A 21,151-nucleotide genomic window follows, 5' to 3' on the forward strand; every position below is an offset into this window, starting at 1 on the left:
AATTTAAATTATGAGTCACGAAGACTTAAGTAAACTAGACAATCCCGTTTGGTATTCCTTATCTGAAAGCCACAAAGCACACACAATAACCTTTGATGATGACACTCAGTTTTATGATCCTGAATATTGTCCTTTTGGCGCGGCTCTAGATACTAAGAAGAGTTTGAATGCAATTGATCAATATTCCAAGTTATCCGCTAACTTTTTTATTGTTGGCGAAAAGCCAGAAATCCCAGCTACTTTAAAAATAGGAAATGAATTGGTTTGCCTCCAAATGACTATTTTTAAACCAATCGACATTCCCATTACTGATACAATTATAAAACTAGAAGAAAGTCACAGAGAAGATCTTTTGGAATTAGTCAAAATAGTATATCCAGAATATTTTAAAGCTAAAACAGCTACATTGGGCAACTATTATGGTATTTACAAAGACAATCAACTTGTCGCTATTACGGGTGAAAGAATGCAAATGAATGATTTTACTGAAATCAGTGCGGTAATTACACATCCTGATCACATTGGCAAAGGTTATGCAAAACAGCTTGTAGCGCACGCTACAAATGTGATTTTTAATCAAAATAAAACAGCATTTTTACATGTTTATGAAAAAAACTTTGGTGCTATTAAGTTGTATGAAAAATTAGGATTCGAGGCCAGAAGAAAAATCAGTTTTTGGAATATTACAAAAAACGTCTAATTTATACTCCAAATGGGAATGTTTCTGGCATTTGATTTCCATCGGGTTTGATGTGAAGTGGATGCAATGCCGAAGTTTTATCTAAATAAACGAAGGCATTGTAACGATAAGGAATTCTACTAGGAACATAATTGCTTAAATGGTCGTTTTTTGGTCGGTAGACGACCCCAATAGCACGGTGTTCAAATTCCATTTTCCCGAGATTATCTTTCATAGCCTCGGTCATAAATACAATTCGATCTTTAGCGTCAAGTTGGTGTAATTGATATTCCCAACTGTCTTTTAAAGCTTTGGGAATTTTCATGAGCTGCATAACATCACCCCATTCTCGTCCCGCTACAACAGTGCCTTGATACGAACCAAAGCCTATAGAAAACACCTCTTCTGGCCTGTGATCTTCGTTTAAGATTTGTCCTAGATTTATGGTTCGGGCGTCTGCCATATCTGTAGCTCGCGCATCACCAGTATGGGAATTATGCGCCCAGATAATACCTTTCGCATCTGACCCATGAAATTCCATAAGATTTTCAACAGTCTGAACCATATGACGATCCCGAATATTCCAAGATTTTGGTCCTGCGGTTACCATCGCCCGATAGTATCTTTCTGCGTTAAAAATCAAGAGTGCATTTTGTTTGAGATTAATAATTTCTTCAGAATCGCCCTTCTGGATTGAAATATAATCCGTTATTTTTGTCAGTAGATTAGCTACCTCGTCTTCGGCGGACTTTGAAACCATGCGAGCAGCCCGTCCATATTCTTGACCTTCTCCTCTCTTATAGAATTCAAAACATTGGAAGGCAACTTTAGCCGTCGCTTTAATTATTGGATCTTTATCTTCAAAATACTTAATTACCGCATCGAAAGACTCCCATAGACTGTAGATATCTAATCCATAAAACCCTACTTTCACCTTATCTCGGCGGTCGTTGTATGTACGGAGCCACTCTGTCAAAGCAACAGTTTCCCAGTTAGCCCACATCCAAGTTGGCCATCTGTTGAAGGAGTGAAGAACTTCTAAAGCAGAATTCCCTGAATCTGGATCATTTTTCACATATTGATTCAGTTTATAACAATCAGGCCAGTCGCCTTCTACAGCAATGAAGGAGAAGCCTTTTTTCTCTATTAATCTTTTGCTGATTTTCATCCGTAACGCATAGTATTCGTGCGTTCCATGAGAGGCTTCACCCAACAATACGTATTTAGCAGCACCAATTTTTTCAATTAATTTATCGAAAGTATTCGCATCGTTTAATTCAATTGAATTTTCAAGAATTAACTTTCTCAAATCCAGAATATCAAGCAATGTCTTTTTAGAATCAGGCGTACTCATACTATTTTAAATAATTAAGTTCATTAATAGAATAATTGCAAATTAATTGAGAAGTGAAAGTATCTTTAGAGAAAAAGCACTAGCTTTAGTATATACTGAACTTACAATTAAATATCCTATACATTGACTAACAAAAAATTAAGATACAAAAGAAACACGGACTTAGATCTTTATAATAGGGCATAGTTTCGAGCGATTATCAACCAATTCTTAATCCGTTTTTAATTTTAAAATCGGGAGCCAATAGAATTACGTCTCCGTCCTCTCCCACTGCACCTAATACGAGGCATTCGCTCATGAATTTACCAATCTGTTTTTTAGGAAAGTTTATTACGGCAACAATCTGTCGCTGGAGTAAATCAGCTTTAGAGTAACGCTTGGTAATTTGCGCTGAAGATTTTCTGAGGCCAATAGCCTCTCCAAAATCAATCGTGAGTTGGAAAGCTGGCTTTCGAGCTTCCGGAAAATCATTAACTTCCACAATGGTACCCACATACATTTCCACTCTATCAAATTCCTGCCAAGTTAAATCCATAAATTATTTTTCTATTTAAAGGTAAAAATAGTTACAACTATGTCAAAATCGAAATACCAACAAGACCTATTTATCAAAAAAGAAAGATTAGGCTTATAAAGAGTCTTAAAAACAACATAAATATAACATAATTCTAAAAAAAGCTATTAAAAATAGAAAAATGGATGTATTTTTGCAGAGTGAAATTTAATTCTTATGAAGAACTTTCTTAATATAACATCGACCCCTACCTCTTTCTTTAAGGAGGATTTTGTGCTTTGTGCTAAATTCACACATTCCAAAGCCTTTGTTGATTAGACCTTCGTCTATAAAAACAAACTACTTCATGACGAAGGTTTTTCTGTAACTCATTTATTTAACCCGCGATTTTAAAAGTTATCTTTTTGAAATCAAATCTAATTTAAAAACATGTTTTTAAAAAAATTAGCTGTACACCAAATTATCTGGCTGACAATCCTTACATTTTTAATAATCAGCTGCGCACTGACTTACTTTCACTATCTCAGTTACTTCTTCTTGATTGTTCCGTTTTATTTGCTTTACCTATTGGTTATGGATACTTTTCAATCCAGCCACACAGTCAAAAAAAATTATCCAATTGTAGGTAGATTCAGGTATTTCTTAGAATCTTTCCGTCCAGAAATACGTCAATATTTTTTCGAAGGGGAATTAGATGGAAAACCTTTTAACCGCAGACAACGCTCTATTGTATATCAGAGAGCTAAAAATGTAAAGCAAACTATTTCTTTTGGAATGCAAGATGATCCTAACAGAATTGGTTATGAATGGGCGGCGCATTCTATTTATCCAAAAAGAGCAGACAAACAATATTTTAGAACCAATGTAGGAAACACTCAGTGTCTTCAACCATACAGTGCAAGTATCTATAATATTAGCGCCATGAGTTATGGTGCATTAAGTAAAACCGCGATTTCCTCTTTGAATAAAGGAGCTCAAATAGGTGGATTTGCGCACAATACCGGTGAGGGAGGAATCAGTGATTTCCATTTAGAAGGTGGTGATTTAATTTGGCAAATAGGAACAGGATATTTCGGATGTAGAAACGACGACGGTACGTTCTCAGATGAATTATTTGCTGTAAAATCAAATTATCCACAGGTAAAAATGATCGAATTGAAACTCTCGCAAGGAGCTAAACCCGGTCATGGTGGATTATTACCTGGAGAAAAAAACACACCTGAAATTGCCAAAATAAGAAACATTCAGCCACATGTTGCAGTACACTCGCCAGCGGGGCACACTGCTTTCACAAACAGTGTTGAGTTATTGCAATTTTTAAGTAAAATGAGAGCGTTATCAAATGGAAAACCAGTTGGTTTTAAAATTTGTATTGGCCGTCAGGATGAATTTATATCCATTATTCGAGCCATGAAAGATACAGGTATTGTTCCTGATTTCATTACCATAGATGGTGCTGAAGGCGGAACTGGTGCCGCTCCATTAGAATTTATTGATTATATGGGAATGGCGCTTGCTGATGCTTTAATTTTTGCTAGCAAAGTTTTAAAAGAATATGAACTAAGAGATCAGATTAAATTGATGGCTTCTGGAAAAATCATTACAGGCTTTGATATTGCCAAAGCGATTTCATTAGGTGCTGATGCATGTTATAGCGCAAGAGGAATGATGTTTGCATTAGGTTGCATTCAAGCATTACAATGTGACAGTGGAAAATGTCCTGTAGGTATTGCAACTCAGGATGAAAAATTATATCGAGGTCTAGACATTACAGACAAAAGTGTACGTGTTGCTCATTTCCATAACAATACAATGAAAGCATTTGCAGAATTCATAGGAGCTTGTGGCTTTGATAATCCAAAGGCGATTACTCCAGATGTATTTTACAGAAGAATTGACCACAAAACTAATGAAAGTTTTACATCGTTATTTTTCAACGATCTAGAAAAAATAACTAATCATGAAAAAATTAACTTAAACTAAATTACTATGAAACCGATACCCACTTTAACAATTTCCGATTATAATATTCTTCGGGAATTGACAAAAAATGCAAAAGACAGTACAAATATTAGAGAAATAGCGTTGTTAACGCAAGAATTAGATCGCGCTACCATCAACAAGGACAACATTATTGATGCTAGTACCGTGCGAATGAATTCACAAGTAACGATCGAAGATGTAAACACTAAGCAACAGATGAAAGTTCAAATTGTGATGCCTTCAAAATCGAACATTAAAGAGGGAAAAGTTTCTGTTTTAGCACCATTATGCGTTGCTATAATTGGCTTTAAAGAAAATGACGAAGTGGAATGGCAATTACCGTCTGGAATTAAAACCTTAAAAATAATCACTGTATCTAATGCAACTAGCAACTAAATACAGAATCTTTTAAACACCTCATTATATGAAGGTGTTTTTTTTTATCTCATTTTCTTCTGGCAACAACTTAGCCATAATTGCTGCTCTCATATACAACATCTTCCACTATTCATCCTTTTCATCGAAAGCTAGAAGCAGAAAACTACTTATTTACTTACAATAATTAGGCTTTCCATTTAAATCCTTATGCTTTTTTCTTAACTTTAAAGCTAAATCTTTAAATCAGAAAATTGCAATGTCGAAAACTGCTTCAAAAATGGTCCCACTGGGAACCACTGCCCCCGAGTTTTATTTGAAAGACACCAATTCTAACGAATATTTTTCTTTTGCAGATTTACAAGGCGAAAAAGGAACGCTAGTATTATTCATTTGCAATCATTGCCCTTTTGTACATCATCTCATTACCGAGCTAGTTATGATTGCCAATGATTACCGTGTGCAAGGTCTTGGCGTAATAGCTATTTCAAGTAATGATGTAATTAATTACCCTCAGGACGCACCTGAACTAATGACTGAATTTGCTTTCGAAAATAATTTTGAATTCCCTTATCTTTATGATGCCACACAAGAGGTCGCTAAAGCCTATGATGCAGCTTGCACACCTGATTTTTACTTGTTTGACAACCAAAATAAACTAGTCTATCGCGGACAAATGGATGACAGTCGACCTGGAAACGGAATCCCATTAAGCGCAAACGATCTACGCGGTGCGATAGACGGTGTTCTTTACAATCGAGTAATTAACCCAGATCAAAAAACGAGCGTAGGATGTAATATTAAGTGGAAGAAATAAGGACAGAGTGAAGAGTGAATTTAAAAATTCTGGAATTGCTTAAACTATTTTCGTCGAGGTTTTTTAGAAAATAAATATTTTTCCAAAAAAAAAAGCTGATCCACTTAGCACGAACTTACTCCCTGAATCCACTAAAAATCTGAATTGAATTAAAGGAAGATTTTTTTTACTGTATATAAAAAATCCCAATTATCTAAAATGATAATTGGGATTTTGTAATTTGTATAATGACCATTGAAAAACTGATCACTGAATACTTACTATTTAACGTCCATTAATTCTACGTCAAAAATCAAAGTAGCGTTTGGTGGAATTGCTCCTCCAGCACCGCGAGATCCGTATCCTAAATGAGATGGAATAACGAAACGTGCTTTATCACCTACTTTCAATAAAGCGATACCTTCGTCCCATCCTTCGATAACTTGACCTTGACCTAATTTGAATTCAATTGGTTTTTTTCTTGGGTAAGAAGAATCAAAAACTTTTCCGTTTTCTAATGATCCTTCGTAATGTACCGAAACCATTTTGCCAGCAGCTGCTTGTTTACCTTCACCTCTTTGGATGAATTGGTAACGCAAACCACTTTCTGTTTTTTCAAATCCAGCTGCTAACTTTTCCATTGCTGCTTCTGCTTCTGCTTTCAAAGCAATATCACGTTTGTTACGCGCTCCTTTGAATTCAATAAAAGCTTCGATAGCATTCCATTTTTCAGCTTCTTCTCCTACTCTTACGATTTCTACACTTTCTAGAACATCACCTTGAGCAATTGCATCAACAACATCTTGTCCTTCTACTACATGTCCGAAAACAGTGTGTTTACCATCTAACCAAGAAGTAGGAACGTGTGTAATATAAAATTGAGAACCATTAGATCCTGGCCCTGAATTAGCCATTGCTAAAATTCCTGGTTTATCATGTTTTAAACTTGGGTGAAATTCATCATCAAATTTATAACCTGGATCTCCAGTTCCAGTTCCTTGTGGACATCCACCTTGAACCATAAAATCAGGAATTACTCTATGGAAGTTTAATCCATTGTAAAATTTTGTTCCCTGAGGTTTTACTTTATTTTCTAAGTTTCCTTCCGCTAATCCTACGAAGTTACCAACAGTTCCAGGTGTTAATTCGTGCTCTAATTTTACTAATACCGACCCTTTTGCAGAGTTGAATTTAGCATATATTCCATTTTCCATTGTTGTATAATTTTTATTGAAGTGCAAATTTACGAATTAATTTTTTATTCATTGATGCTTTCTAATGCTTTGCGTTTGGATTTAAAAGTATATCCATAAACTCCAAATGCCAAGGATGACAAAAGCAAACAACCTAAAGCAACAGCATGCCATCCTCCCAGTTCCCATAAGAACAAACCATAAGCAGATCCTGCGGCAGTTCCTAAAAAGCTAAAAGACATAAATACAGTATTCATTCGGTTTCTAGCTTCGGGAAGTAAGGAATACACTCTAGTTTGATTCGAAATATGAACTCCTTGCAAACCAAGGTCAATGAATATTATTCCAATAACAAGACCGATAACACTGCTTGCTGAAAAGTAAAATATTAAAAAACTGATGGCTATTAACAAACAACCGTAACCTACTGCAATTCTAGAGTTTCCTTTGTCACCAAGTCTTCCCACAAGAGGCGCCGCAAATGCTCCTGAAGCACCTACGATTCCGAATAAACCAATGGTTGCACTGTTAAAAGAAAAAGGTTCTGCTGAAAGCAATAAAACCATTGTAGTCCAAAAAGCACCAAACTGAGCAAAACAAAACATATTAATTAAAGTCGTTTCTCTTAATAATGGTTGCTCTTTTATCAATGTAAAAAGAGATTTTATCAATTGTCCATAGGATCCTTTAAACGTAGGCATGTTTTGCGGAATTTTTTTTCGAATCATAAAAAAGATAAGCAAACACAAAGCCGAAGCAATCCAAAACATAGCGCGCCATCCAAATAATTCACCTACGAATCCACTCAAGGTTCGAGATAATAAGATTCCAATTAACAAACCACTCATAATTGTCCCCACCACTTTTCCCCTTTGTTCAGGTTCGCTTAAAGAAGCGGCTAAGGGAAGGATTAATTGAGGTACGATAGAAGTAATTCCGATAAGAAGTGAAGCAACTGCAAGAAGAAAGAAACTATTGGCAGTAGCCGCAAGAATCAACGCGATAACTGACGCAAAAGTTGTAATTAAAATTTGACGCTTTCGTTCCATTTTATCACCAAGCGGCACCATAAAGAACAAACCAATAGCATAACCTGCTTGTGTAAGATAAGTTATTGTTCCAGCATCGGCTTCAGGGATATTAAATTCGTTGGCAATTAAGATAATCAGTGGCTGGCAATAATATAAATTGGCCACTATAAGTCCGGTACATACTGCCATAAACAGTACGTTTGATTTTGATAAATTCATTTTGCAAAAATAACATTATAACGAATTATATAGACCCAATAAAGTGTTATTTATTTTCTAAAAATTCAAGCAAGGGAGTAATGAACTTATTAAAATCTTCTATATGAGGCATGTGTCCAATATTAGCTATTTCGACTAGTTTAGAATTTGGTATTTTCTTTTGTGTTTCTTTTCCTAGAACCTCATATAAGCCCATTGTTTTCCGAACAGTATCACTCACCAAAGGTTTGCCTACAGCAGTTCTATCTCTGGTTCCAATGATTAATAAAGTAGGACATTTTAAATTTTGAAACTCATACAATACCGGTTGGGTAAAAACCATGTCATACATCAAAGCCGAATTCCACGCTACTTTTTTGTAATCAGAATTTAAAGTCCATCCCGCCAAAAGATTCACCCATTCATCATATTCTGGTTTCCATTTCCCATCATAATAACTCTCTAGCTGGTATTTTCTTATTCCTGCATAACTTTGTTTCAGTTCATTGTTGTACCACCAATCGACCGTTTGATAGGGCACTTTAAGTTTCCAATCTTCTAAGCCTATCGGGTTTTCTAAGATTAACTTCTCTGTAAGTTCAGGATACATTAATGCAAAACGAGTCGCTAGCATTCCTCCCATCGAATGTCCTAAGACTGCAGTTCTTTGAATCCCGAGTGTATCTAAAACTTGCTTTGTATTTTGTGCTAATAGCTGAAAAGTATACTGAAAATGATCCGGCTTAGTTGATTTTCCAAAACCGATCTGATCTGGAACTATCACTCGGAAACCTTTTTTTGTCAAAGCAGCAATAGTCGTTTGCCAATAAGCTCCATTGAAATTTTTACCATGTAGCAACAAAATGTTTTTACCGTTATAATTACTCGGTTTCACATCCATATATCCCATTTTAAGTTCCTGTTGTTGGACTTTTAAAGTGATAAAATGTACTGGATAAGGATAATCATAATTACTCAAATTAAGGTCCAACCATTTTAACGGGGCTTGTTGAGCAAACGAAAGCAGGCTGATAAAAAATAGCGGTAGAATAAATTTAATTTTCATTTTTGAACATTTAAAATTTTTAGGACGAAGTGTAAATTTAGACATAATAATTTTGAATGAAAAATAGTAGGAAAAATTTACAATTTGGAAACTAAAACACAATCCGAAGTACAAGCGCTAGCCCAGATCGAAACGGCATCCTATTGTTCCGGGGTTCGGAACAATAGATATAGTGGACAGCTGGAAATTGCTTCAAAAAAAAGTACAAAAAAAATGGCATCCATTACGAATGCCATTTTTATTATTGTTGAACTTAGATTACTTATCAGAAAGTCCTGCGTTCTCTAAATAAGGTTCGATTTCCATATCGTGACCTATAAATTCTTTAAAAGCTTTATTTAAATCGACACTATTCCCTACCGATAAAATGTGTTTTCTAAAACGCTCACTATTTTCTCTTGTTAAGCCGCCATTTGCTTTCATCCAGTCATATACATTATAATCTAATGTTTTAGACCAGGTATAAGCGTAATAACTCGCTGAATAACCGCCACTCCAAATATGAGCAAAATAAGGCGAATGGTATCTTGTAGGAACTTCGTTTACTAACAAGCCGTACTTTTTAAGCGCTTCATTTTCAAAAACTAAAGTCGGTTTAAAATCAGCTTCGTTTTCAACAGTATGCCAACTCATGTCTAATGTGGCTGCTGCCAAAAGTTCAGTTACATCATATCCTTTATTAAAAGTTTCTGCTTTTTTAATTTTTTCAATCAACGCCTGAGGAATCACCTCTTTAGTCTTATAATGAATCGCATAATTTTTTAGAACTTCAGGATCTAAAGCAGCGTGCTCATTAATTTGAGAAGGAAATTCCACAAAATCACGTGGGACATTAGTTCCAGAAAGACTAGTATAATTTTGATCTGCAAACAAACCATGTAATGTATGTCCGAATTCATGGAACATCGTAATTACATCATCAAAACTTATTAAGGAAGGGTTATCGTTAGCCGGTTTTGAAAAATTATAAACGTTTACAATTACTGGTTTTTGCTTTAAATAATGGGATTGATCAACAAAATTACTCATCCAAGCACCTCCATTTTTATTGTCTCTAGTATAGAAATCTAAATAATAGATCGCCATTGATTTTCCATCGTTATCAAAAACTTCATAAGCCACAACATCTGGATGGTACACTGGTAAGTCTGTGCGTTGCTTGAAGGTAATACCATACATTTTTTTGGCTGCAAAAAACACTCCTTTTTCTAGCACTGTTGTCAACTCAAAATAGGGTTTAACTTCATTTTGATCTAAATCATATTTAGCCTTACGTACTTGCTCTGAGTAGAAATTCCAATCCCAAGGTTCTAATTTAAATCCACCATTTTGAGCGTCAATTAAATCTTGGATTTCTTTTGCTTCTACTTTTGCTTTAGCAACTGCTGGACCAGCAATTTTCGCTAATAAATTCATTGCACGTTCTGGATTTTGAGCCATTTGGTCTTGTAATTTCCATTCTGCAAAATTCTTTTTTCCCATTAAGTTGGCTTTTTGCAAACGCAATTTGGCCATTTTTTCTAATACTTCGCGAGTATCACCATCGTCATTCTTTTCGGAACGAGTCCAAGACGATTTAAAGATTTTTTCTCGCGTTGCTCTATTGGTAAGACTTGGCAAAACTGGTTGTTGGGTAGTATTCAATAATCCTATTAAATACTTTCCTCCATGACCTGCTTCAGCGGCATTGGCTTTTGCAGCAGCAATTTCATTTGCGCTCAAACCCTCTAAATCTTTTACATTATCAAAAATAATAGCTCCGTTTTTACGTGCAACTAATAATTTAGTTCCGAAAAGCGTCCCTAAACTAGCTAGCTCTTCATTGATTTTTTTCATTTTTTCTTTATCGGCAGCAGATAAATTAGCACCCGCTAATTCAAATTCTTGCAAATAGTACTCTGTTAATTTTTTATCCTCTCCTTTTAAAGTTTTAAAATCTATCGATTTAAAACGCTTGTATAATTTACTATTCAAGTACATTTTATCGCTATGCGCCGAAAAGATAGGCGCGTACTCAGCCTGTAAAGCTTGCAAACTAGAGTTTGTATTAGAACCTGTTAAATTATAAAAAACGCCTGTAGCTCTTTTTAAATCAACTCCCGAAGTCTCTAATGCAAGTACCGTATTTTGAAAAGTGGCTTTAGCAGGATTGTTTGCAATTGCCATTATTTCTTTGTCATGAGCACTTAATCCATATTGAAAAGCAGGTTTAAAGTGTTCGTCTTTTATGAGATTAAAATGCGGTGCCTGATACTGCAGCGTACTTTTTTGTAAAAGAGGATTTTTCATTTTAACCGAATTATTTTGTGAATGAAGGGTGTTAGTCTGCAAGACAGCCACAAACAAAAACAGGGCACTTGCCAGATTAATTTTAGAAATGATTTGCATATTTTAAGTAGTTTAATTTTCGAGTCATAAAAGTAGTCAAAAAACAGAGTAGCTCAAACGTTTTCGTAACTATTGTCGCTTATTAAATCAAGTAGGTAAGCTTCTCAAAATTAGGACGACGCTCATAAAGAAATATCATTATATTTGCTTACTAAAAAACAAAATTTGGAGTTATTAAAAGAAAGCGTTCCTTTTCAATCCATAAAAAAGGTGAAGGAAAAATCATTTTATTTACTGACAATACAAATTTTAGAGCGTTCTGGCTAGGTACAGAAAAGCTACTTTGGAACGCAATTTTCTTTAGCAAATTGATGTAAACTCTTTAGTAATCTTTCAAAATACATATTCGAACAGAATTACTTTATAATTAAAATCCAGTCCCGCTTGGTAAAACCTTGCGGGACTGTTTTATTAAAAAAACCTCAGAATAATAAAATACTTCTAAAAAAAATGGAGCTCAATAGCAAGATGAAGTCCTGATAAAAAACTTTGTATCTTTGCACTTTCAAAACTTACAAATAAAATTATGCGCATTGATATTGTTACCGTTTTACCAGAATTGTTAAGAAGCCCATTTGAGGCTTCGATTATGAAACGTGCAATCGACAAAGGATTGGTAGAAGTTCACTTCCACAATTTGCGAGATTATACCACTAACAGACAAAAAAGTGTAGACGATTATCCTTATGGTGGTGGTGCCGGGATGGTAATGACGGTTCAGCCTATCGATGCCTGTATCACACATTTGAAAAGCGAAAGAACCTACGATGAAATCATCTATATGTCACCTGATGGTGAGACTTTAAACCAGAAAATGGCCAATACCATGTCGATGTATGAGAATATTATCATTTTGTGTGGACATTACAAAGGAGTAGATCAACGAGTGCGTGATCATTTTATCACAAAGGAAATCTCCATTGGTGATTATGTTTTATCTGGCGGAGAATTAGGCGCTTTGGTTTTATCAGACGCTTTAATCCGATTAATTCCAGGTGTTTTAAGTGACGAAACCTCAGCATTGACAGATAGTTTTCAAGATGGTTTATTGTCCGGACCTATATATACAAGACCTGCCGACTACAAAGGATGGAAAGTTCCTGAAGTTTTAACCAGCGGAAATTTTGCCAAAATCGACAAATGGAGAGAGGACATGGCTTATGAACATACTAAAGATCGCAGACCGGATTTACTGGAAGATTAGACATTATTTTATATTCTAAACACCTCATTATAAGAATTTAAATAATTCAAAATTTATAATTTATAATTCAAAATAATTTGCTACTTTTGCAGCCACTTTAGACTAACCTCTGGCGAGATCCGCGTATGTTGCTCTAATTCAAAACCATAATTAAATATATCATGGCAGATTTGATGAAATTCGTTCAAGACGAATTCGTAACAAGAAAAGATTTCCCTGTATTTGCAGCTGGAGATACTATCACCGTTTACTACGAAATTAGAGAGGGTGAAAAAACGAGAACACAGTTTTTTAAAGGAGTTGTTATCCAAAGAAGAGGTTCTGGTAACACAGAAACTTTTACTATTCGTAAAATGTCAGGTGCTGTAGGTGTTGAGCGTATCTTCCCTGTAAACTTGCCAGCTTTACAAAAAGTTGAAATCAACAAAAAAGGTGCAGTTCGTAGAGCTAGAATTTTCTACTTCAGAGAACTTACTGGTAAAAAAGCAAAAATTAAAGACAAAAGAAGATAGTCAAATATCTCTTTATCATAAAAGTCTCGACATTGTCGGGACTTTTTTTTGCGTTTTATTAAAAAAAAATAATAAAAATCTTATTTTATCTAAAAAAAGCAAGGAATCGACAATTTAAGACTACCAACATAACAATCTCACAATTCCTTTATTTCTATGTAAAATCCACTCTAATTTCAGTCTGATTTTCATATATTTGCTTCGCCAAATTTTAGGCAAAACATACATTTCACATCCTAGTTAATTAGGGATACGACTATAAAAATAAAAAAATGATACAAAAATCAAAGATTGTTTACACCTTGACTGATGAGGCGCCTTTGCTGGCTACTTATTCTTTTTTACCAATTGTACAAGCATTTACTGCAACAGCAGGGATTGAAATCGAAACAAAAGACATTTCTCTAGCCGCTAGAATCTTATCTAACTTCCCAGAAGTTTTGAACCAAGACCAAAAAGTGGAAGACTCTTTATCTGAACTTGGAAAACTAGCGACTTCTCCTGATGCAAACATTATCAAATTACCTAATATTTCTGCATCTGTACCTCAGTTAAAAGAAGCTATTGCTGAATTACAAAAGCATGGTTATAAAATACCTAATTTCCCTGAAGACCCGAAAAACGACGCAGAAAAGGAAGTTAAGGCTAAATATTCTAAAGTTTTAGGATCAGCAGTAAACCCGGTTTTACGTGAAGGAAATTCTGACCGTAGAGCTCCTAAAGCGGTTAAAAACTTTGCAAAAGCACACCCGCACTCGATGGGAGCTTGGTCTGCAGATTCGAAAACGAAAGTAGAGACAATGAAAGAGGGGGATTTTTACGGAAGTGAAAAATCAGTAACTGTTGCAGAAGCTACTGACGTAAAAATTGAATTCGTTGGAAAAGATGGCGCTACTACAATTTTAAAAGCGAGTACTCCGCTAAAAGCCGAAGAAATAATAGACAGTTCAGTAATGAACTTAAAGGCTTTGAAAAGCTTTGTTGCTAATGTAATTACCGAAGCTAAGAAAGAAAATGTATTGCTTTCTGTACACTTGAAAGCAACAATGATGAAAATTTCAGATCCAATTATTTTTGGAGCAATTGTCGAAGTTTTCTTTGCAGGAGTATTTGAAAAATACAGAGTCTTATTTAATGAATTAAGTATTGACACCAGAAATGGATTAGGCGATGTTTATGCAAAAATTGCTGGACATCCGAAACAAACAGAAGTAGAAGCTGCCATTACTCAAGCAATTGAAAATGGTCCAGGTTTAGCGATGGTAAATTCAGACAAAGGAATTACTAACCTTCACGTTCCTTCAGACGTTATTGTAGATGCTTCTATGCCTGCAATGATTCGTACTTCGGGACAAATGTGGAATGCAGCGGGTAAATCTCAAGATACTTTCGCTTTAATTCCAGATCGTTGTTACTCTGGAGTATATGAGGCTACAATTGATTTCTGTAAAAAGAATGGCGCTTTTGACCCTACAACAATGGGAAGTGTTCCAAACGTAGGTTTGATGGCACAAAAAGCAGAAGAATACGGATCTCATGATAAAACATTCCAAATGACTGCAGACGGAGTTGTTCGTGTTACAGATAGTAAAGGAAACGTTTTAATGGAGCAAGCTGTTGAAGAAAAAGACATCTTCAGAATGTGTCAGACTAAAGATGCTCCTATTCAAGACTGGGTAAAACTAGCTGTAAACAGAGCTCGTGCAACTAATTTACCTACTATATTCTGGTTAGACGAAAACAGAGCACATGACAGAAAAGTTATTGAAAAAGTAAAAAAATATTTAAAAGATCACGACACAGCTGGTTTAGACATTCAAATTTTAAACCCGATAGAAGCTACTATTTTCACTTTAGAAAGAACTAAAGCAGGATTAGACACTATCTCTGTAACAGGAAATGTATTGCGTGATTACCTGACTGATTTATTCCCAATCTTAGAATTAGGAACCTCAGCTAAGATGTTATCAATCGTTCCATTAATGAATGGTGGTGGTTTGTTTGAAACTGGTGCTGGTGGATCAGCTCCAAAGCATGTAGAACAATTCACTTACGAAGGTTACTTGCGTTGGGACTCTCTTGGAGAATTCTTAGCCTTAGCTGTTTCATTAGAACACTTAGCTGGTATTTATTCTAATCCAAAAGCATTAGTTTTATCAGAAACCTTGGATCAAGCGACAGAGAAGTTCTTGCAAAATGATAAATCTCCAGCTCGTAAAATTGGACAAATTGACAACCGTGGTTCTCATTTCTATTTAGCGATGTACTGGGCAGAGGCTTTAGCAGCGCAAACCAAAGACACTGAATTACAAGCTACATTTGCACCTATTGCAAAGGAACTACAAGAAAACGAGACGAAAATTAATACGGAATTAATTGGAGCGCAAGGAAAACAACAAGAAATTGGTGGTTATTATCAACCGACTCCTGAATTAACAAGCAAAGCAATGCGTCCTAGCGCAACATTTAATACTATTTTAGCTAAAATTGCTTAATTAATTTATCTTATTATTATACTCTAAAAGACAACCAGCAACGGTTGTCTTTTTTTTTATTACTATTTTTTTAACCTTTGTTTAATAGAATTTTACGTACCATTGCATCAACTTTGTAATTCTAAATAAATAGTATGTTTTTCAATAAAATTATCGTTTTAACTGTCGGTTTCTTATTTACACTTTCCTGCTATTCACAAGAAAAGTTTACACTTAGCGGCACGATTACCGATATAAAAAACAACGAAACGCTGATAGGCGTGAATGTGTATATTCCTGAAATTAAATCTAGTACAACAACAAATGAATACGGTTTTTATTCGATAACACTCCCTAAAAATAATTATACAGTTTTAATTAGCTACATCGGGTTTCAGACTGTATCTGAAAATATAGAATTATCGGGAAACAAAAAAATGAACTTCAGCCTATCTGAAAGTGGTGAAATACTCCAAGAAGTTATCATTACAGATAATAGTCCGCGCAGTGCTATTCGCTCGCCAGAAATGAGCCTCAACAAGCTTTCCATTTCGGCCATTAAGAAAATGCCTGTTGTCCTAGGTGAAGTCGATGTAATAAAATCACTTTTACTACTCCCTGGAGTAACAAATGCCGGTGAAGGCGCTTCTGGATTTAACGTTCGTGGTGGTGGCGCAGATCAAAATCTAATTTTACTGGATGAAGCAACCATTTTTAATTCCTCTCATGTATTTGGTTTTTTCTCTGTTTTTAATCCTGATGCTATTAAAGATTTAAAGTTATATAAAGGTGGTATTCCAGCTAATTTTGGAGGTCGGGTTTCTTCTGTATTGGACATTTACCAAAAAGACGGAAGCAGCAAAGGATTCCACATGAATGGTGGTATAGGATTAATTTCATCCAGGCTATTACTGGAAGGACCATTAGTAAAAGACAAAGGTTCTTTCTTGATAGGCGGCCGAAGCTCTTATGCCCATTTATTTTTAAAACTGTCTGAAGAGCAAAAAAACAACTCTGCTTATTTTTATGATTTGAATACCAAACTGAGCTATAAATTAGATCCAAATAACAACTTATTTCTATCGGGATATTTTGGTAGAGATGTATTTTCAATAAACAAAAGCTTTTCTAATATTTATGGAAATTCGACTTTGAACCTAAGATGGAACCATCTTTTCTCAGACAAGTTATTTTCGAACCTTTCCCTAATTTACAGCGACTATTATTACGGATTGGATTTAGATTTCGTTGGCTTCAAATGGGATTCTGGTATTAAGAATTACAATATAAAATATGATTTCAAAAATTATATTTCAGATAAATTTAAATTGAATTATGGTATAAACGCCATTTATTATGACTTTAATCCTGGAACTATAAAGCCATCCAATGAAGACTCCGGAATCAATTTCGATCAATTAGATAAAAAATATGCATTCGAACCGTCTCTTTATATTAGTGCCGTACAAGAAGTTTCAGATAGACTCTCTCTTTCTTATGGACTGCGATACAGCCTTTTTTATAGATTAGGATCATCGACGGTGAATATATATGAAAATAACAGTCCGCTGACTTTCAATACAGATTTACAGATATATGAAAAGGCGACACCTATAGGAACAAAATTCTATGATAAGAATAAAGTCATTCAAAGTTACAATAATCTAGAGCCTCGATTTTCAGTTTCGTATCAACTCAACGAGAACCAATCGATAAAAGGGAGCTACAATAGAATGACCCAATATTTACAATTAATATCTAATACTTCCTCACCTACTCCGCTAGATGTATGGATGCCAAGTGATAATTTTATAAAACCTCAAATTGCAGATCAAGTAGCAGTTGGATATTTTAAGAATTTCAAAAATGATAGCTACTCGCTGGAGGTAGAAACCTATTATAAAGAGGTGAAAAACAGATTGGATTATACGGATGGCGCAAATTTAATTGCAAATAAAGCAATCGAACAAATCATTTTAAACGGCCAGTTACGATCCTATGGGATTGAATTACTACTTCGAAAAAATGAAGGTAAATTAAACGGATGGATTTCCTATACGTTATCAAAGTCAGAGCAGCAAACTCCTGGAAGAACTGCAGAAGAGTCCGGAATAAACAGCGGCAGTTGGTACAATTCTAGTTATGACAAGCCGCACAACCTTGCTGTAACTGCATCATACACTTTAAATGAGAAATGGTCTTTTGGCACCAACTTTGCTTTGCAAACTGGACAACCAACGAGTTATCCTAACGGACAATATGAATACTTAGGAATTACCGTTCCGAGTTATGGATTACGAAATGAAAACCGTCTTCCCACCTATCATCATCTCGATGTTTCTGCCACCTTGACCCCGCGCAAAAATAAGAACCGAGAATGGCAAGGAGAATGGGTTTTTAGTGTTTACAATTTATACAACAGAAGAAATGCGGCGTCTATTAATTTTAGGAAAAATGAAGACACAAGAAATAACGAGGCTGTAAAAACATCAATTTTTGGGATCGTTCCCGCAGTTAGTTACAATTTTAAATTTTAAGAATGTAATTCGAAATAAAAAAATACTATGAAAAAATCAATTCACTTTATCGTAATCTTACTATCAGTCCTCTTTGTCAGCTGTGAAGAAGTTGTTGACGTAGATCTAAATAATACTCCACCAAAACTAGTTATTGAAGCCTCTATAAACTGGTATAAAGAAACGACTGGAAGAGTACAAAAAGTAAAATTAACGACAACAGCAGACTACTTCAGCAATACAATTCCCACGGTATCTGGCGCCACCGTTTACATTACAAACAGTTCCAATATACGATTTGATTTTATTGAAACCCCAAATACGGGAGAATACATCTGCAACAACTTTGTGCCAGTTATCAACGAAGACTACGTTTTAACTGTAATAGAGGACGGTGAAACTTATACGGCTACAGAAAAATTAAAATCAGTAGCTCCAATATCAGAAATAATACAAAATAACGAGGGTGGTTTTACAGGAAAAAACATTGAAATTAAAACGTACTTTACTGATCCGGATAACGAATCCAATTATTACTTATACAAATACAGTTATCCAAAGGAGAAAAAGATCAATTACAATGCTGATGAAGATATCTTTTTTCAGGGAAATAAGTTTTTCAGTATTTCGCAAAATGACGACTTAGAGCAGGGAGACGAGATCGCTATTAGCCATTTCGGTATTTCGAAGTCTTATTATAATTACATTAAAATACTAGTGAGTATTGCAGGCGGTAACGGTGGCGCACCTTTTCAATCTCCTCCTGCAACAGTGAGAGGAAATATTATCAACACCACAAATGCAGCAAATTATCCACTGGGTTATTTTGCTCTGAGTGAAGCCGATACACGAACCTATATAATACAGTAGTAAGCTTATTAGATTTTGATTAACTTTGCAAACTGAAATTCGTTTGTGTAACAATCAAATTTTAAAATTAAAAACAACCAAAATCTAATTTCAAAAATGTCCTCACACCATATTGTACGCGACGATCAAGAACCCGCATTAATAATCGCTAATGGTGCTTCTTGCGACCCTGAGCTACTGGGACAATTATTAGAATGGTCTCCTTTAGTAATCGTATTAGATTCGGCTATGGAAAGAGTCATGAAGCTCGATATAAAAGTAGATGTGCTATTAGGTGATTTTGACCGTAATTTTGATGTGGCTCGATATAAAGAATCCCAGTATCCCATTGAAATAATACATGCGCCAGATCAAAACAAAACAGATCTAGAAAAAGCCTTTGACTATTTGTACGAAAGAAAAATACCTGCCGTAAATGTCGTGTGGGCGACAGGAAAACGCACCGATCACACGATAACAAACCTTACCAATATTGTACGCTACCGCGAAAAATTAAAAATTGTTATTCTGGACGATCATTCCAAAGTTTTTTTATTATCTAAAAGATTCGAAAAATGGTACACTGCAAATACTCCTATTTCACTAATTCCAATAGGCCATGTTAGTGGAATTCATTCTGAAAATTTATTTTATCCTTTGCAAAATGACAGCCTCACCATTGGATACCGAACCGGCAGTAGCAACCATGTAGCAAAAGATGGAATTGTAGTCATAGAACATGATGCCGGTGATTTATTAATGATGGAATGCTTTGATTAATTTTGAAATCGAAAAACAAATCTTAAGTAAATCACTAAAGCGATTCTTTTTTACATAACTTGCTACAAAACTAGATTTTAAAAAGAGCTCCATATTTGCCTTGAAACAAAAAAAATGACAACTAAAACGAATACAGAGAAAACAAATTTACATCCAAGGAATCAACATAGATTCCGATACGATTTTAAGCTTTTAATTGAAAATAGTCCAGCCTTAAAAAAGTATATTTCAATCAACGAACACAAAATCGAAACTATAGATTTTAGTGATCCTGAAGCTGTAAAAGCATTAAACAAGGCATTATTGATCACGAATTACGATATTAAAAACTGGGATATTCCAGCCAATTATCTTTGTCCTCCCATTCCTGGAAGAGCCGATTATATCCATTATATAGCCGATTTATTGGCCAGTAGCAACAACGGAATAATCCCAAAAGGCAATGTAATTCAAGGTTTAGATATAGGTATTGGCGCTAACTGTATTTATCCACTAATAGGAAATGTAGAATATGGTTGGAGCTTTGTAGGAACCGATATCGATGAAAAAGCACTGCAAAACTGTAGTGATATAATTGAAAACAACCCTAAATTAATTGAATCAATTAGTCTGCAACAACAAACAGAGTCGCGATTTATTTTTAAAAATATAATTACGCCTGAAGATAGATTTACTTTCACCATTTGCAATCCGCCATTTCACAAATCAGAGGAAGAAGCAACAAAGGGTTCGTTGCGCAAAGTAAATAATCTAGAATCTCGAGATGTCGCAAACAAAGCAACTAAACCTGTTTTGAATTTTGGTGGACACAATGCAGAATTGTGGTGTGAAGGCGGAGAACTTGGATTCATTACCCAAATGATATATGAGAGTGCAAAATATCCAATGCAATGTTTTTGGTTCACTACATTAGTATCAAAACAATCTCATCTTTCGAGCATTTATAAAACATTGAATAAAGTGAATGCTGCTATGATTAAAACTATCGATATGGCTCAAGGCCAAAAAAATAGTAGAATAATAGCTTGGACTTTTCTAAGCGAAGGACAACAAAAACAATGGAAGTTTGAATAGCTAGTTTAAAACTGATCGTTTATTAAGTATGGAAATTCCTTTTGCAGTATGCAAATCGAATTTCCATATTTTTTTTAAAAGATATATCAAAACCATACTAATGATTCAAATTTTGATAAAAACTAAGTGTTTTTTACTGAATCACATTCTTAACTAGTCGTTTAC

General features: G+C 34.8%; 17 protein-coding genes. 11 read left to right on the forward strand and 6 right to left on the reverse strand.

The features are described 5' to 3' along the window. The first annotated feature begins 10 nt into the window (after positions 1 to 10). A complete protein-coding gene (locus tag E0F98_RS09335; RefSeq protein WP_132110756.1) occupies positions 11 to 700 on the forward strand; it encodes a GNAT family N-acetyltransferase in 690 nt (229 codons plus the stop codon). A 1-nt stretch (position 701) separates the two neighbouring features. Here E0F98_RS09335 and E0F98_RS09340 read toward each other — a convergent pair whose 3' ends face one another. Both E0F98_RS09340 and E0F98_RS09345 read right to left on the reverse strand, forming a co-directional pair. Then, a complete protein-coding gene (locus E0F98_RS09340) occupies positions 702 to 2,033 on the reverse strand; it encodes an erythromycin esterase family protein (protein WP_132110758.1) in 1,332 nt (443 codons plus the stop codon). Positions 2,034 to 2,232: 199 nt separating this feature from the next. Continuing rightward, complete coding sequence (locus tag E0F98_RS09345) at positions 2,233 to 2,568, reverse strand: tRNA-binding protein (protein ID WP_132110760.1); 336 nt, start codon at positions 2,566 to 2,568, stop codon at positions 2,233 to 2,235. A gap of 408 nt (positions 2,569 to 2,976) precedes the next feature. Between E0F98_RS09345 and E0F98_RS09350 the strand changes: the two genes are divergently transcribed. The 3 genes from E0F98_RS09350 to E0F98_RS09360 all read left to right on the forward strand — a co-directional run bounded on the left by E0F98_RS09350 (position 2,977) and on the right by E0F98_RS09360 (position 5,722). Next, on the forward strand, positions 2,977 to 4,530 hold the full coding sequence (locus E0F98_RS09350) for an FMN-binding glutamate synthase family protein (RefSeq protein WP_132110762.1): 1,554 nt from the start codon (positions 2,977 to 2,979) through the stop codon (positions 4,528 to 4,530). A gap of 6 nt (positions 4,531 to 4,536) precedes the next feature. Then, positions 4,537 to 4,926 (forward strand): GreA/GreB family elongation factor, encoded by a 390-nt coding sequence (locus E0F98_RS09355; RefSeq protein WP_132110764.1) that lies wholly within the window; start codon positions 4,537 to 4,539, stop codon positions 4,924 to 4,926. Positions 4,927 to 5,164: 238 nt separating this feature from the next. Continuing rightward, a complete protein-coding gene (locus tag E0F98_RS09360; RefSeq protein ID WP_132110766.1) occupies positions 5,165 to 5,722 on the forward strand; it encodes a thioredoxin family protein in 558 nt (185 codons plus the stop codon). 260 nt (positions 5,723 to 5,982) lie between these two features. Here the strand turns inward: E0F98_RS09360 and E0F98_RS09365 are convergent, their stop codons facing one another. The 4 genes from E0F98_RS09365 to E0F98_RS09380 all read right to left on the reverse strand — a co-directional run bounded on the left by E0F98_RS09365 (position 5,983) and on the right by E0F98_RS09380 (position 11,577). Then, positions 5,983 to 6,915, reverse strand: a complete 933-nt coding sequence (locus E0F98_RS09365) for a peptidylprolyl isomerase (RefSeq protein ID WP_132110768.1) — start codon at positions 6,913 to 6,915, stop codon at positions 5,983 to 5,985. 44 nt (positions 6,916 to 6,959) lie between these two features. Further along, entirely contained in the window at positions 6,960 to 8,114 is a 1,155-nt protein-coding gene (locus E0F98_RS09370) for an MFS transporter (protein WP_243699223.1), read from the reverse strand. A 76-nt stretch (positions 8,115 to 8,190) separates the two neighbouring features. After that, complete coding sequence (locus tag E0F98_RS09375) at positions 8,191 to 9,189, reverse strand: alpha/beta fold hydrolase (RefSeq protein ID WP_132110772.1); 999 nt, start codon at positions 9,187 to 9,189, stop codon at positions 8,191 to 8,193. 258 nt (positions 9,190 to 9,447) lie between these two features. After that, positions 9,448 to 11,577: a M3 family metallopeptidase gene (locus tag E0F98_RS09380; RefSeq protein ID WP_132110774.1), complete on the reverse strand. Its 2,130-nt coding sequence runs from the start codon at positions 11,575 to 11,577 to the stop codon at positions 9,448 to 9,450. Positions 11,578 to 12,103: 526 nt separating this feature from the next. Between E0F98_RS09380 and trmD the strand changes: the two genes are divergently transcribed. From trmD to rlmF, 7 genes are all read left to right on the forward strand, one after another. Then, a complete protein-coding gene (trmD, locus tag E0F98_RS09385) occupies positions 12,104 to 12,781 on the forward strand; it encodes a tRNA (guanosine(37)-N1)-methyltransferase TrmD (RefSeq protein WP_132110776.1) in 678 nt (225 codons plus the stop codon). A 161-nt stretch (positions 12,782 to 12,942) separates the two neighbouring features. Next, on the forward strand, positions 12,943 to 13,293 hold the full coding sequence (gene rplS, locus E0F98_RS09390; RefSeq protein ID WP_132110778.1) for a 50S ribosomal protein L19: 351 nt from the start codon (positions 12,943 to 12,945) through the stop codon (positions 13,291 to 13,293). A gap of 272 nt (positions 13,294 to 13,565) precedes the next feature. Further along, entirely contained in the window at positions 13,566 to 15,788 is a 2,223-nt protein-coding gene (locus E0F98_RS09395; RefSeq protein ID WP_132110780.1) for an NADP-dependent isocitrate dehydrogenase, read from the forward strand. A 134-nt stretch (positions 15,789 to 15,922) separates the two neighbouring features. Next, entirely contained in the window at positions 15,923 to 18,304 is a 2,382-nt protein-coding gene (locus tag E0F98_RS09400) for a TonB-dependent receptor (protein ID WP_132110782.1), read from the forward strand. A 27-nt stretch (positions 18,305 to 18,331) separates the two neighbouring features. Further along, entirely contained in the window at positions 18,332 to 19,153 is an 822-nt protein-coding gene (locus E0F98_RS09405; protein ID WP_132110784.1) for a DUF4249 domain-containing protein, read from the forward strand. A gap of 96 nt (positions 19,154 to 19,249) precedes the next feature. After that, on the forward strand, positions 19,250 to 19,912 hold the full coding sequence (locus tag E0F98_RS09410) for a thiamine diphosphokinase (RefSeq protein WP_132110786.1): 663 nt from the start codon (positions 19,250 to 19,252) through the stop codon (positions 19,910 to 19,912). 114 nt (positions 19,913 to 20,026) lie between these two features. After that, positions 20,027 to 20,986, forward strand: coding sequence for a 23S rRNA (adenine(1618)-N(6))-methyltransferase RlmF (gene rlmF / locus E0F98_RS09415; protein ID WP_132110788.1), 960 nt, complete (start codon positions 20,027 to 20,029; stop codon positions 20,984 to 20,986). The last annotated feature ends 165 nt before the right edge of the window (positions 20,987 to 21,151 follow it).

It is taken from the genome of Flavobacterium hiemivividum (genome assembly GCF_004349145.1).
GTDB lineage: Bacteria > Bacteroidota > Bacteroidia > Flavobacteriales > Flavobacteriaceae > Flavobacterium > Flavobacterium hiemivividum.